12 protein-coding genes are annotated in these 14,590 nt (G+C 63.3%); 5 read left to right on the top strand and 7 right to left on the bottom strand.

Features of this window, described 5'->3' with window-relative positions; genetic code table 11:
• Positions 1-58: 58 nt before the first annotated feature.
• On the top strand, positions 59-1,249 hold the full coding sequence (locus NKH97_RS23065) for an aq_1923 C-terminal domain (protein ID WP_127267503.1): 1,191 nt from the start codon (positions 59-61) through the stop codon (positions 1,247-1,249).
• Positions 1,250-1,361: 112 nt separating this feature from the next.
• On the opposite strand, the gene aspS is transcribed toward NKH97_RS23065, so the two are convergent.
• Both aspS and NKH97_RS23055 read right to left on the bottom strand, forming a co-directional pair.
• Positions 1,362-3,152, bottom strand: a complete 1,791-nt coding sequence (gene aspS / locus NKH97_RS23060; RefSeq protein ID WP_023810199.1) for an aspartate--tRNA ligase — start codon at positions 3,150-3,152, stop codon at positions 1,362-1,364.
• 147 nt (positions 3,153-3,299) lie between these two features.
• Positions 3,300-4,166: a LysR substrate-binding domain-containing protein gene (locus NKH97_RS23055; RefSeq protein WP_352611684.1), complete on the bottom strand. Its 867-nt coding sequence runs from the start codon at positions 4,164-4,166 to the stop codon at positions 3,300-3,302.
• Positions 4,167-4,207: 41 nt separating this feature from the next.
• Here NKH97_RS23055 and NKH97_RS23050 point away from each other — a divergent pair, with 41 nt between their 5' ends.
• The 3 genes from NKH97_RS23050 (at position 4,208) to rnd (ending at position 7,780) form a co-directional block, all read left to right on the top strand.
• Positions 4,208-5,176, top strand: a complete 969-nt coding sequence (locus NKH97_RS23050; RefSeq protein WP_352798857.1) for a DMT family transporter — start codon at positions 4,208-4,210, stop codon at positions 5,174-5,176.
• 132 nt (positions 5,177-5,308) lie between these two features.
• A complete protein-coding gene (locus NKH97_RS23045) occupies positions 5,309-6,553 on the top strand; it encodes an MFS transporter (protein ID WP_352798856.1) in 1,245 nt (414 codons plus the stop codon).
• Between the two features lie 75 nt (positions 6,554-6,628).
• On the top strand, positions 6,629-7,780 hold the full coding sequence (rnd, locus tag NKH97_RS23040; protein WP_352798855.1) for a ribonuclease D: 1,152 nt from the start codon (positions 6,629-6,631) through the stop codon (positions 7,778-7,780).
• 50 nt (positions 7,781-7,830) lie between these two features.
• On the opposite strand, the gene NKH97_RS23035 is transcribed toward rnd, so the two are convergent.
• Genes NKH97_RS23035 through guaB form a run of 3 tightly spaced genes read right to left on the bottom strand, consistent with a single transcriptional unit; the run spans position 7,831 to position 10,364 of the window.
• Positions 7,831-8,250, bottom strand: a complete 420-nt coding sequence (locus NKH97_RS23035) for an MAPEG family protein (RefSeq protein ID WP_127288888.1) — start codon at positions 8,248-8,250, stop codon at positions 7,831-7,833.
• Positions 8,251-8,287: 37 nt separating this feature from the next.
• The gene (locus NKH97_RS23030; protein WP_352442524.1) at positions 8,288-8,911 is read right to left on the bottom strand and encodes a hypothetical protein; all 624 of its coding nucleotides are present in this window, start codon (positions 8,909-8,911) and stop codon (positions 8,288-8,290) included.
• Positions 8,862-10,364 (bottom strand): IMP dehydrogenase, encoded by a 1,503-nt coding sequence (guaB, locus tag NKH97_RS23025; RefSeq protein WP_023810190.1) that lies wholly within the window; start codon positions 10,362-10,364, stop codon positions 8,862-8,864. The genes NKH97_RS23030 and guaB overlap by 50 nt, the downstream gene beginning before the upstream one ends.
• 305 nt (positions 10,365-10,669) lie before the next feature.
• Between guaB and NKH97_RS23020 the strand changes: the two genes are divergently transcribed.
• A complete protein-coding gene (locus tag NKH97_RS23020) occupies positions 10,670-12,091 on the top strand; it encodes an MFS transporter (protein WP_352798854.1) in 1,422 nt (473 codons plus the stop codon).
• Between the two features lie 11 nt (positions 12,092-12,102).
• Here the strand turns inward: NKH97_RS23020 and NKH97_RS23015 are convergent, their stop codons facing one another.
• Positions 12,103-12,900: an RlmE family RNA methyltransferase gene (locus tag NKH97_RS23015; protein ID WP_352442521.1), complete on the bottom strand. Its 798-nt coding sequence runs from the start codon at positions 12,898-12,900 to the stop codon at positions 12,103-12,105.
• 229 nt (positions 12,901-13,129) lie between these two features.
• Positions 13,130-14,488, bottom strand: coding sequence for a Ppx/GppA phosphatase family protein (locus tag NKH97_RS23010; protein ID WP_128305101.1), 1,359 nt, complete (start codon positions 14,486-14,488; stop codon positions 13,130-13,132).
• Positions 14,489-14,590: the final 102 nt, after the last annotated feature.

Below are 14,590 nucleotides of genomic sequence, written 5' to 3'. Positions count from 1 at the left end.
AATGGTGATGGCGCAAATAATTGAAAAACAATTTCAGGACACTCTCAGGGACCTTGCGATGACAATCAAACGCTCAACTCTTAGGAAATTAGCCCTTTCGACCTTCTTGCTCACGCTGCCGCTGAATGCGGCCCTCGCACAGGATACGGCAGTGGCCGACCGGCTGAAGGCCGCGCTTGTCGCACAAGGTGTCGACATCACCTGGACCGGCGTGACCGGCGACAACACCAGCATGGTGCTGCAGGGCGTTGCCATCAAACCGGCGGCGGAGAAGGAAGCGCTTCCCATCGGCGACGTCAAACTCGAAGGTGTGACCGAGGCAAATGGCGGCTATGACATCGCCACCGTATCGACGGCTGCCTTCACACACAGCAAGGACGGCGTCACCCTCGACCTCAGCCCCTTCGTCATCCATGACATGACAGTTCCGGCCGACGGCGCCACCGGCCCGCTCGGCTCGCTGATGATGTACAAGTCCGCCGAACTCTCGAACATGACCGTCAAGGTCGCCGACAAGACCGCCTTCTCGATGGACGGGCTTGCCATCGAAATCACGCCGCCGGCGGACGGCAAGGCAATGGAATTCACCGCCACCACGGAGAAATTCAACGCCGACCTGACGCTGGTGGACGATCCCAAGTCCAAGGAAGTCATCAACGCGCTCGGCTACCAGAACATCGCGGGCAATCTCGAAATGGCCGGCACCTGGCAGCCCACGGACGGCAAGATGGAACTGTCGAAATACGACATCTCGGTCGAGAATGCCGGCACGCTCGGCATGACCTTCAATCTCGGCGGCTACACGCTGGATTTTATCAAGTCGCTGCAGGAAATGCAGAAGAAGATGGCGGCACAGCCTGAAGGCGCCGACAATTCGGCGCAAGGCATGGCCATGCTCGGCCTGTTGCAGCAGCTTTCGTTCAACAGCGCCTCGATCCGCTTCGACGACGATTCGCTGACCAACAAGGTTCTGGACTATGTCGGCAAGCAGCAAGGCATGTCCGGCAAGGACATCGCCAACCAGGCCAAGGCGATCGTGCCGTTCGGCATGGCGCAGCTCAACAATCCGGAACTGACGGCGCAGGTTACGGCCGCGGTCAGCAAATTCCTCGACGATCCGAAGAGCCTCGAAATCTCGGCCGAGCCGCCGGCATCCGTGCCGTTCGCACTGATCATGGCGGGCGCCATGTCCAACCCGCTCGACCTGCCGAAGACGCTCGGCGTCACCGTCAAGGCCAACGAAGACTGATCGAAGCGATCTCAATATGCGAAAAGCCCGGCATGCCGGGCTTTTTTTGTCGGGATCAGCGAATCGAAAGAATCGGTTCGGGCGGTTCTTTAAGGCATCGCCCGAAGCGCGATCAGGCGTCCTTCTTGGGCACGGCAACGCGCAGCGCCAGCTCGCGAAGCTGCTGCGGGCTCGCTTCCGACGGTGCGTTCATCAACAGATCGTAGGCCTGCTGGTTCATCGGGAACATGGTGATCTCACGCAGGTTCTTGGCGCCGAGCAGCAGCATGACGACGCGGTCGACACCGGCGGCCATGCCGCCATGCGGCGGCGCGCCATACTGGAAGGCACGATAGAGGCCGCCGAAGCGCTCCTCGACCGTGGCGCGATCCAGCCCGACCGTCTCGAACGCCTTGACCATGGTTTCGGGCAGATGGTTGCGGATACCGCCGCTGGCGATCTCGAACCCGTTGCAGACCATATCGTACTGGAACGCCTTGATGCCGAGCAGGTCCTCGCCATTCAGCGCATCGATGCCACCTTGCGGCATCGAGAACGGGTTGTGGGCGAAGTCGATCTTCTTCTCTTCCTCGTTCCACTCGAAGAACGGGAAGTCGACGATCCAGCACAGTTCGAAACGCTCGCGATCGACAAGGTTCAGTTCCTCGCCGGCGCGCGTGCGCGCGGCACCCGCAAAGGAGACGAATTTCTTCGGATCGCCTGCAACGAAGAAGGCGGCGTCGCCATCGGCAAGGCCGAGTTGAAGGCGGATCGCCTCGGTGCGCTCCTCGCCGATGTTCTTGGCGAGCGGGCCGGCGCCTTCGAGCTTGTCGCCCTCCTTGCGCCAGAAGATATAGCCCAGCCCCGGCTGGCCCTCGCCCTGCGCCCAGGAATTCATGCGGTCGCAGAAGGCGCGGCTGCCGCCGGTCTTGGCCGGAATGCCCCATACTTCGGCCTTCGGATCGTTGGCCAGGATGTTGGCGAACACCTTGAAGCCGGAATCGCGAAAATGGTCGGAAACGGCCTGCATCTCGATCGGGTTGCGCAGGTCCGGCTTGTCGGAACCGTACTTGCGCATGGCGACATCATAGGGGATGCGCTGGAATTTCTGCGTCACCGGCTTGCCGTTGGCGAAGGTCTCGAAGACCCCGCGCATGACCGGCTCCATGGTCGACAGCACGTCGTCCTGTTCGACGAAGCTCATTTCGAGGTCGAGCTGGTAGAATTCGCCGGGCAGACGATCGGCGCGCGGATCCTCGTCGCGGAAGCAGGGCGCGATCTGGAAATAGCGGTCGAAGCCCGACACCATGATCAGCTGCTTGTACTGCTGCGGCGCCTGCGGCAGCGCGTAGAAGGTGCCGGGGTGGATGCGCGACGGCACCAGGAAGTCGCGCGCGCCTTCCGGCGACGAGGCGGTGAGGATCGGCGTCGAGAATTCGGTGAAGCCGACATCGCCCATGCGCTTGCGCATTTCCGCGATGATTTTTGTCCGCGCAATGATGTTCTTGTGCAGCGTCTCGCGGCGCAGGTCGAGAAAACGGTATTTCAGCCTGATATCCTCGGGATAGTCGGGCTCGCCGAACACCGGCAGCGGCAATTCCTTGGCCGCCGACAGCACCTCGATCTCGCGGGCGAATATCTCGATCTCGCCGGTCGGCAAATTGGCGTTGGTGGTCTCGGGCAAGCGCGCCTTGACCTCGCCGTCGACCCGAATGACCCACTCGCCGCGCACGGTCTCGGCAACCTTGAAGGCAGGCGAATCCGGATCGGCGACGATCTGGGTCAAGCCATAATTGTCGCGCAGGTCGATGAAGAGCAGGCCGCCATGATCGCGCACGCGATGCACCCAGCCCGACAGGCGAACGGTCGAGCCGACGTCGCTCTTCCTCAACTGGGCACAGGTATGGCTGCGGTAACGGTGCATTGTCATTGGTAAAGTCCGGGGTGCTCTAGTTGCCGGCCGAGGCATCACGGCCCGGCCCTGAAAATTTGCGCGAAAAGCGCATGGGAGGCCGGATTTGTCAAGGCAAGCGGCCCGTGTTGGTATCTTGGTTCCGCTTTCCCAGGCGACCTATGAGCCCAGTGCCGATAGCCGAAGACGCTGGGCAAGGTGCTCGACGACCAATGCAGCGCTGGCGGACGACGTTGCGGCATGATGAAGGCGAATTTCCGCCCCCGGCAGCGGGGGCACATGCCGGCCGGGATGGACATCTCGCAGGCCAGGCGCAAGCATGCTGCCTTTGACCACGGTGACCGCCAGGCCCTGTTCGACAATTGCCTCCGTGGCTGAGAGGCTCGGGCTGACATAGGCCAATCGCCATGGCCGGCCTGCCTTGTTGAGCGCCTCAATGGCCCAGGAGCGAAACAGGCAATCGGGGCTCGACAGAGCTACGGGCAGCGGATCGAGCTCCTCGACAGCCCGCGTCGCCGCCGCCGCCCAAATCGCCCTTTCGCGGCATATCAAATCCCCCTCGGTCGTGCCTTCCGGGTGCATGGCGATGACGGCGTCGAACGACGACCCAAGTCGTTTCAGGAGCCGGGCGGTGAGACCAATCTCCATTTCGACCTGCACCAACGGAAATCGCTCGGCGATGCCGGCAAGGAGGCGCGGCAGGATCTTGGTGCCATAATCTTCCATGACCCCGATACGAACCTGTCCGGCCACCTGCTGACCGGAAACACGCGCAATCGCCTGCTCATTGAGAGCAAGAATGCGGCGGGCATCGATCAGAAAGCCCTCTCCGGCGGCGGTGAGTTCAACGCGGGCTGTCGAGCGTCGGAACAAGATGGTCTCGATGCGCTCCTCAAGACGTTTCACCTGCAAGCTGACGGCCGCCTGCGTTCTGTTGAGCTGCTCGGCGGCTCGCGTGAACGAGAGGCGCTCGGCAACGACGACGAAGGCCCGCAGAAGGTCCGGATCGAGATTCGGGATGCTCATAGTGGAATGTTATCAAACTCATTGAGCTTATTCGATTCCTTATGGCCCGCCTGCCCGATATCCGTGGTTCAGAGTTGGCTAGGTCAGGAACCATGGAAATCACAGGAGTGCTCGCCGCGATTCTCTCCAGCGCTTTTGGGGGCACCGCCGTGGGCGCAACGCGATATCTCGCGGGCACGCTCGATCCTCTCGCTATCGGTGCGGTCCGGTTCGGCGGCGGCTTTCTGGTTTTGGCCGCCGTAGCTCTCTGGCGACGAGACAGGTGGCCGCCGAAGAGCGACTGGCTCGGCACTGGTGCATTGGGTCTTCTGTTCTTCGGGCTGTTTCCGGTGCTCTTCAATGGAGCCCTTGTCTACACGACGGCCGCGCGAGTTGCGCTTGCGCTTTCGACACTGCCTCTGCTCACAATGCTTGCCGCGGCAGTTCTGAGGATCGAGCCGCCGACCATCCGCAAGATCGTCGGTGTCCTGATCGCAATGGCAGGGGTGGCCGTAGCGCTCGGCACGAGCCTGACGACTGCTCCCCCAGATGCCTGGCGCGGAGATCTCCTCATGGTCGCAGCCGCTTTCTGCATGGCGCTCTACAACGTCTGGTCGAGACCATTTCTATCCCGCACCGCGCCAATCCCGTTCGTGGCGTTTGGGATGGGCGTGGGCGCGGTCTGCCTATCGGTCCTGGTGGTTTCGAACGGAGGCTGCGCGCGACTTGCCACTCTCAGCGCACCTCAGTGGATCGCGAGCGCATATCTGGCCATAATTTGCGGCGCCTTCATTTTCTTCCTCTGGGCATTCGCGCTCGGGCGCGCGTCGCCGACACTGGTTGCCGTCTCCGTTGCGGTTAATCCGGTGACGGCATCGATCTTCGGTGTCGTCTTCCTGGGCGAACAGGTAAGCGCAAACCTGATTGTCGGGCTGGTGGCAGTCCTCGCAGGAATAGGCATCGCAACGGGAGCAGCCGAGCGGCTCAGCCTGTGGCCCGACGATCGGCAGTCACGTCGAAGGCAGCCTTGAGCGCTGACCAAGCAAAACGCGGAAACGAATCCAGGCGAATACAGCGATCATCCCTGTTGCGCAGGGAATTGCTGCTGGCGTTGGCCAGGGTGATGGTTCAAGAAGGGATCACCGACACGTGATCGCCTCTTCATGTCCTCCATCCGCCCGATGATCCCGCTCCTTCTCGCCGCCGGCATTTTGCTCGGCGGCAATGGGCTGCAGAGCACGCTGATCGCGCTGCGCGGCGCGCAGGAAGGGTTTTCGGCTTCCGACATCGGCCTGATGGGCACCTTCTACTTCGCCGGCTTCCTGCTCGGCTGCCTGGCCATCACCCGCATCATGAAGGCGGTCGGCCATATCAGGGCGTTTTCGGCGCTGGCGGCAATCGCCTCGGTCGGCACCTTGCTTCTGGTGCTGGTCATCGATCCGGTGATGTGGTGCGCGGTGCGCCTTGCCGGCGGCTTCTGTTTCGCCGGGCTGTTCACCATCGTCGAAAGCTGGCTGAATTCCGGCGTCGGCAATCACGACCGGGCACGCGTGCTGGCGATCTACCGGATGGTCGACATCGGTTCGGTGACATCAGCGCAGTTCCTGATCCCGGTCTTCGGCGCTGGCGGTTTCGCCATCTTCGCCATCATGTCGATGATGATCACCTTGTCGCTGGTGCCGGTGTCGCTCGGCGACCGCTCCAACCCGGCGCCACCCGAAGAGGTCAAGCTCGACCTGGCGCGCGTCTGGCGGATTTCGCCGCTGGGCTGCTTCGGCTGCATCGCCGTCGGCGTCACCAACAGCGCCTTTCGCACCCTGTCGCCGGTCTATGCCGAGCAGATCGGCATGTCGGTCGCCGATGTCGTCACCTTCGTCAGCGTCGGCATTTTCGGCGGCGCCATCATCCAGTATCCGCTGGGTTACCTCTCCGACCGCTGGGACCGGCGCCGGGTGCTGCTGATGACGACGTGCTGCGCGATGTTCTCGGCGCTGGCGCTGGTGTTCATCGCCGGCAGCAATCCGGCGCTCAACTTCATCTTCATCTTCATCTTCGGCTGTTTCGCCATGCCGCTCTATTCGCTGTCGGCGGCGCATTCCAACGACCGCGCCGACACGGGCGAGTTCGTGCTGATCAACGCGGCGCTGATGCTGTTCTATTCCTTCGGCGCGATTGGCGGGCCGTTCGCCGCCTCGACGGCGATGCAATATTTCGGACCGGGCGCCCTGTTTGTATTCAGCGCGGTGGTCTATGCGATCTTCATCGCCGTCATCCTCTACCGGATGCAGGCCCGGTCAAGCGTGCCGGCAGGCAGGCGCAGCCGCTTCACCGCGCTGTTGCGCACCTCGACGGTTTTCGCACGATTGGCCAAGAGAAACGGCGATTCCGACGGGCCGGCTGGGTCGTGACGATGGCGCCAAAGCTTGACGAAAGCCCCGCCGGCTGAAATCTAGGAAGACCTTACTCCTGCCAAAAGCGATTTGATGAACGTCATCACCACCCAGAAAGAACTCGAGACCGTTCTCGCCGCTTTCGAAAAGTCGGATTTCGTCACCGTCGACACCGAATTCATTCGGGAAACGACCTTTTGGCCGATCCTTTGTCTGATCCAAATGGCTGCACCCGGCGTGACGGCGCTGATCGATCCGCTGTCGTCAGACATCGACCTGAAGCCGTTCTTCAAGCTGATGGCCAATGAAGCGGTGGTCAAAGTCTTCCACGCCGCGCGGCAGGACATCGAAATCATCGTCCACCTCGGCGATCTGGTTCCGCATCCGGTGTTCGACACGCAAGTGGCGGCAATGGTCTGCGGCTTCGGCGACAGCGTTTCCTACGATCAACTCGTGCAGCGCATTACCGGCGCGCGGCTCGACAAGTCGTCGCGCTTCACCGACTGGCGCCACCGGCCGCTTTCCGACAAGCAGCTCGACTACGCGCTGGCCGACGTCACCCACCTGATCGAGGTCTATCAGCACCTCAGCGCCGAATTGGAGCGGGAAAACCGCGCCCATTGGCTCAATGAGGAAATGGAGGTGCTGACCTCGCGCGAGACCTATGACCCGCATCCCGAGGACGCCTGGAAGCGGCTGAAGATGCGGCTGCGCAAACCGCAGGAATTGGCGATCGTGCAGGGCGTTGCGGCGTGGCGTGAGCGCGAGGCGCGCGAACGCGACGTCCCGCGCGGCCGCGTGCTCAAGGACGACGCGATCTACGAGGTGGCGCAGCAGGCGCCGCGCGACACGGCAGCCCTCGGCAAGCTGCGCACGACACCGAAGGGCTGGGAGCGCTCGTCGGCGGCAACGGCGCTGCTCGGCGCGGTCAACACCGCACTTGCCTTGCCCAAGGAGCAGATGCCGAAATTGCCAAAGAGTTTCCAGCCGCCCGAGGGCTCGAGCGCCGCGGCGGAACTGTTGAAGGTGCTGCTGCGGATCGTCGCCGAAAAGGAAGGCGTCGCCTCGAAGGTGCTGGCCTCCAGCGACGACATCGACCGTATCGCCGCCGAGGGCGAGGAAGCCGACGTACCGGCCCTGCAGGGCTGGCGCCGCGCGGTGTTCGGCGAGGCCGCGCTCAAGCTGGTGCGCGGCGAGATCGGCATCAAGTTCGACAAACGCAAGATAGCGGTGTTCGATCTGTAGACGAGCGTTCTTTCCTTCTCCCGCAAATGGGGAAGGGAGAGCTGCTCTGCTCAGACCGCGCCGAGCAGGTGCAGCGCGAACCAGATCCATCCCAGCAGAAGAATCACCGCACTGACGAAGAATGACCGGCTGCGCAGCAGCAGATTGTTGCTGGTCAGGTGAACCCAGGCATGGAAATAGCGCGACGCGACGAAAATCCACATCAGCGCCAGGGTCAGATAGTTGACGCCGTTGGTCAGGTGCAGCGTCAGGCACAGCACATAGAACAGCACCGGCAGTTCGAACTGGTTGGTGAGATTGGCGGCAACGGTGACGCTGGAGGCCGGCTCGGTCGAACGCACCTTGAACTGACCGGGTTTCGCCTCGCCTGACCTGACTGCGCCGTATCTGCGGCGACCCAGGACGCAGTATACGATGTAGATCAGCAGCACATGCGCGAGAACGGGCCAGAAGATCGTGGTCTGGTTCATCAAGTGCCCCCTGCCCGGTTGGGCTTCGCGTGCGGCATCAGGCCTGGCGTTTCTGGCCTGCAAGCCAGAAGGCCGCAATGACGATCACCGGTATGGCGAAAAGCGCGAATTTGGTGACGGTGAGCGCCGAGGCGAAAGACAGCGAGTCCGGGTTGGCCGACAGGAAATCGGACAGAAGCCGCGCCACCGCAAAGTTCTGAACGTAATGTGCAAGCGTGTAGGGAAGCACCAGGACCAACGCGAAAATCGACTGCAGCTGCGCCGGCAGCACGCGGAAAGCCTTCAATCGCCGGCCGGTGGCCAGGATGAGGCTGACCAGCGTGACCGACAACAGCGCCGGGAACAACAGATCGAAGGTCAGATAATGCCAGACGAGAATGATCTCGCCGCCGCGCCGGCCGAGCGCCGTCAGCCAGGCCATGCCTTCGTCCGGCGTAAACCCTAAAATGCGCATGTCGAGTGACGGCAAGCCGCCGCTCAACTGGCGGAAATAGAAGAATTCCAGCGCCGTCATGGCGATGAAAACCACCCCTGACAGGAAACAGAGCGCGCCTGCGTGGCGCGATAGCCGCAGGATCGTTGCCGTCAGGTTCCGCCCGAGCCCGTACTGGTCAGGCTCCGCCGGGATAGTTCGGGCTTTCGCGGGTAATCGTGACGTCATGGGCGTGGCTTTCACGAAGTCCGGCATTGGATATGCGCACAAAAGTGGCGCGCTCGCGGAAATCGGCAAGATCACGGCCACCAACATAACCCATAGCGGCTTTCAAGCCGCCCGCAAGCTGGTGCAGCACGCCGGACACAGGTCCTTTGTAGGGAACCTGCCCTTCGATGCCTTCCGGGACCAGTTTCAGCGTGTCGCGCACCTCGGCCTGGAAGTAGCGATCGGCCGAGCCACGGGCCATGGCGCCGACCGAGCCCATGCCGCGATAGGCCTTGAAGGAGCGGCCCTGGTGCAGATAGACCTCGCCCGGGCTTTCGTCGGTTCCAGCCAGCAGCGAGCCGATCATGGCGGCACTGGCGCCGGCGGCCAGCGCCTTGGCAAGATCGCCGGAATATTTGATGCCGCCATCGGCGATCACCGAGACGCCGGATTTGTGCGCCGTCTCGACAGCCGACATGATGGCGGAAAGCTGCGGCACGCCGACGCCGGCAACGATGCGGGTGGTGCAGATGGAGCCCGGACCGATGCCGACCTTGACGGCGTCGGCACCGGCGTCGATCAGCGCCTGCGTGCCCGCGGCGGTGGCGACGTTGCCGGCCAGGATGCGGACCGAGTTGGATAGTTTTTTCGCCCGCGTGACAGCGTCGAGCACGCGTTGCGAGTGGCCATGCGCGGTATCGATCACCAGAAGGTCGACGCCGGCATCGATGAGGCGCTCGGCGCGTTCGAAACCGTCATCGCCAACGCTGGTGGCGGCGGCGGCGCGCAAGCGGCCCTGCGAGTCCTTGCTGGCGTGCGGGTTGAGCTGCGACTTCTCGATGTCCTTGACGGTGATCAATCCGACGCAATTGCCCTGCCTGTCGACGACCACCAGCTTTTCGATGCGGTGCTGATGCAGAAGCCGCTTGGCCTCGTCCTGGTCGACGTTCTCCTTGACTGTGATCAGGTTGTCACGGGTCATCAGCTCATGGACCTTCTGCGCCGGATCGGACGCAAAGCGCACGTCGCGATTGGTCAGGATACCGACCAGCCGTCCGATCTTGTGGCCGCCGCTGCCGCCGTTCTCCACCACCGGAATGCCCGAGATCGAATAGCTGCGCATCAGGCCAAGCGCGTCGGCGAGCGTCGCGTCGGGGCCGATGGTGACGGGATTGACCACCATGCCGGATTCGAATTTCTTGACCTGCCGCACCTGCTCGGCCTGTTCGGCCGGCGAGAAATTACGGTGGATGACGCCAATGCCGCCGGCTTGGGCCATGGCGATGGCGAGCCGCGCCTCGGTGACGGTGTCCATCGCCGCAGAGAGGATCGGCACGTTGAGGTCGATGTCACCGGCGATGCGGGTGCGGACATCGGTCTCGCCGGGCATGACCTCGGAATGGCCGGGCTGCAGCAGCACGTCGTCAAAGGTCAGCGCCAATGCGCCGGTAGACGTTTCGATGATTTTTGCCATGGCCAGTCCCTCGATATAAACGCGGTGGGGGAATACAAAAAAGCGCTGGACCGGAATGGACAGCGCCGACTCGTTTCTTCCCTTTCAGGATTGGCGCTGGCTGGTACCACGTCCGAGCGCCGATGAAAAGCCGATGATTTCACGCTCCCGGAAAGGTGACTTTTCGGCGAAGGATGCGACCTGTGGTTGCCGGTCGCACAAAAGTGACAGCAAATTAATGCGACATGCCGGCGAAGGCATGGTAACCGCCCGCCTCAAGGCCGACATGCAACCGGCAACGCAACATTCAAGTCTGGACGCGTTCCTTGAACCGCACCATTCCGCTTATACTGGCGGTCGCCCTTTTCATGGAAAACATGGATTCGACCGTCATCGCGACATCGCTGCCGGCGATCGCCGTCGACATCCACACCAGCCCGATCGCGCTCAAGCTGGCGCTGACCGCCTATCTGGTATCGCTGGCGATCTTCATTCCGATCAGCGGCTGGACGGCAGACCGTTTCGGCGCCAAGAATATCTTTCGCGCCGCGATCGCGGTCTTCATCGTCGGGTCGATCGCTTGCGCCCTCTCCGGTTCGCTGCCGGCTTTCGTGGTGTCGCGCTTCCTGCAAGGCATCGGCGGCGCCATGATGACGCCGGTCGGGCGGCTGGTGCTGGTGCGCGCGACACCGAAAAGCGAACTCGTCGCGGCGATGTCCTGGCTGACCGTTCCGGCGCTGGTCGGACCGTTGGTGGGCCCGCCGGTCGGCGGCTTCATCACCACCTACTTCACCTGGCATTGGATTTTCCTGATCAATGTGCCGATCGGGCTGATCGGCATCTGGCTGGCGACGCGTTTCCTGCCGGAGACCGAACCCGCGCAGACCCCACCACTTGATTTCATCGGCTTCGTGCTGAGCGGGCTGGCGGCATCCGGCGTGGTGTTCGGCCTGTCGGTGGTCAGCTTGCCCTATCTGCCGCCAATCGTCGGTGTCCTCACCGTGGCGGTCGGCCTCGTATCGGGCGCGCTCTATCTGCTGCATGCGCGCCACGCCAAAAACCCGCTGCTGGCGCTCGAATTGTTCCACAACCAGGTGTTCCGCTCCTCGGTGCTTGGTGGCGGGCTGTTCCGCATCGGCATTGGTGCTGTGCCGTTCCTGCTGCCGCTGATGTTCCAGATCGGCTTTGGGCTGACGCCGTTCCAGTCCGGCATGATCACCTTCGTCTCTGCAATCGGCGCCATCGGCATGAAATTCGTCACCGCGCTGATCTTCCGCGTCGCTGGCTTCCGCCGCGTTCTGGTTGTCGGTTCACTGGTCGCCGCGGCCTCGATCGCCATCAACGGCCTGTTCACACCCGACACACCCTATCTCTTGATGCTGGCCATGCTGCTCGTCGGCGGCTTCATCCGCTCGATGTTCTTCACTGGCGTCAATGCGCTCGCCTATGCCGAGGTTTCGGCTGAAGACACCAGCAAGGCGACGCCGATTACCGCGGTCTTCCAGCAGTTGTCGGTCGCGCTCGGCGTGGCGCTGGCCGGCGGAATCCTGGAAGTATCGACGTCAATCCATGGCGGCCCGCTGTCGCTGGACGACTTCCACATTGCCTTCTTCATCGTTGCAGCGGTCTCGGCGGCGGCATCGCTATCCTTCGTCCGGCTGGCGCCCGATGCCGGCAACGCCATCTCCGGTCACGGCCGGCTGACAACACCCAAGACGCTGGAAACGGTGAGCCCGCCCGGCAATTGATGCGGCTGGCTTTACGTTTCGTCGTCCTCCGGCCCCTCGCTATGGCTCCGGGCGCTCGAGTCCTTCGGAACGTCCACTGGACGTTCCGATCCGCCTGGCGGCGGACCGGCCTCTCGCCCTTTAAAATCCTTGGCCAGCAAATAGAGCTCGACCGATTCATCCCGCGACGCCGGCGGCTTGACGTGATGCACGGAGCGGAAGTTCTTCTTGAGCATGGAGAGCAGTTCGTTTTCGGCGCCGCCCTGGAAGGTCTTGGCAAGGAAATGCCCGCCCGGCTTCAGCACCGACAGCGCGAAATCGGCTGCCACCTCGCACAGATGCATGGTGCGGATATGGTCGGTCCGCTTGTGGCCGGTGGTCGGTGCCGCCATGTCGGACAGCACGATATCGGGATCCCCGCCCAACGCCTCGGCCAGCTTTTGCGGCGCCAGCGGATCGAGGAAATCCATCAACAGCACCGGCGCGCCGGGCACGGCGTCCATTTCGAGATAATCGATGCCGATGACATGCGGCTTGTCGGCCGTCGATTTCGTCCGCGCTGCCGCGACCTGGCACCAGCCGCCGGGGGCGGCGCCGAGGTCGATGACCTTCATGCCGGGTTTCAGGAGATGATGCTTGTCGTCGATCTCGATCAGCTTGTAGGCCGCGCGCGAGCGATAGCCGTCAGCCTTGGAGCGCTGGACATAGGGATCGTTGATGTGGCGCTGCAGCCAGCGGCGCGACGATTCCTTCAGCCCGCTCTTCTTCTTGATCCGCGTCTTCAGCACACGAATGCTGGCGGACCCTGGTTTTTCCGGTTTCTTGGTCATTGCTTGATTTCTTGTCTGAGTTTTCTAGCTCGCCGAGTTGTGGCCGTTTTTCGACGTCTGCGCGTTTCGTGAACGGCTTCCCCCACTCCGTCTCGGCTTCGCCGAGCCACCTCTCCCCCCTCCGGAGGGAGAGGAAGGGTGCCGAGGCCGGCGTCCTCGCGCCTTTCCTCTCCCCCGTCGATCGGGGGAGAGGTGTCGAGCGAAGCTTGACGGAGTGGGGGTCGACTGCTCACGCTCTGCCACGGCCATCGTTGCGCCAGACGCCATCATCGGCCATCAGTTCGCTCAAAATACCTTCGCGCAGGCCACGATCGGCGACTCGCAGCCGCTCGGACGGCCACACGGCGCGGATCGCCTCGAGGATAGCACAGCCGGCCAGCACCAGATCGGCGCGATCGGCACCGATGCAAGGGTTGGCGCAGCGCTGCTGGAAATCCCAGCCAACCAGTCTTTCGACCATGCGATCGACGCTGTCGCGGTCCATCCACAGCCCATCGACACGGCGGCGATCGTAGCGCTCGAGCTCAAGGTGAACGCCGGCCAGCGTCGTCACGGTTCCGGACGTGCCCAGCAGATGGAAATTCGGGCTGGCCTTGAGATGGCTCAGCCGGTCGCGACCGTCGAAGCTGGCCAGCCGGCCGGCAACGTCGTCGACCATAGCGGCGAAGATCTCGCGCGTCACCGTGCGGCCGCCAAAGCGCTCGGCCAGCGAGACGACGCCGACCGGCAGCGACGTCCACGACACGATATGATTGGCCAGCCTTGGCGAACGGCGGCCAGCGAGGTCGATGAGCGCGATTTCCGACGAACCACCGCCAATATCGAACAGGACGACGCCTTGGGTGTCGCGCTCGACCAGCGAGCCGCAGCCGGACACCGCCAGCCGCGCCTCGGTCTGGCGGTCGATGATCTCAAGCTTCAGGCCGGCCTCGCGTTCGACACGGTCGATGAACTCGACGCCGTTTTCGGCCGTGCGGCAGGCCTCGGTGGCGATCAGCCGGGCTTTCCTGATTTTGCGGTTGCGCAATTTGTCGCCGCAGATTTTCAGCGCCTCGACCGCGCGGTCCATCGCCGGCTGGCCGAGCCGGCCATTGGCGGTTAGCCCCTCGCCCAGCCGGACGATGCGCGAAAAGGCGTCGATGACGCGGAACTGGCCATGCCGCGTCGGCACGGCGACCAACAGCCGGCAATTGTTGGTGCCGAGGTCAAGCGCCGCAAACACCGGAAGCTCCTGGACCGGCGGCCGACGGGCGCTCTGTTCCGGCCGTGGCACTACAGCGGCGGGCGAGGCCACCGATTCCGACGGTCTGTGGGACTCCGCCGCCGGGACACCGGCTTTGCCCGGCGCCGGCGATCGATTCTCCGTGGGACGTGCCTCGTCGCGCGCAAAAACCTTGCGCCCGCGCCTTCGCTTGCGCCGCTTCTTGGGCTTGCCTTTGTGGGGTGCGTCGCCCGCCTGCCCGTCCGTGGAGCGGAGCTCCGTCGGGCGGCGTTGCTGCCAGCTTGCATTCCCCGGGCCAGCCGACCGCTGGGAAGCGCTGGACACGCCCACCTCCGGCGCGCCGGCGCCGGTGTCGTGGTCTTCCACTGTCGTTCCTTCCGGCGCCGCGCGAACCTATGATGGACGCAGCAGGCGCTTCAGTGTTTTAAGTTGCCGCCAGACTAACAGCGCCGCGCCCGATCACCAAGA

Source organism: Mesorhizobium sp. M0870 (genome assembly GCF_040319775.1).
Lineage (GTDB): Bacteria > Pseudomonadota > Alphaproteobacteria > Rhizobiales > Rhizobiaceae > Mesorhizobium.
Note: the sequence above shows the minus strand (reverse complement) of the source record. Positions and strands in the feature narration are given on the sequence as shown.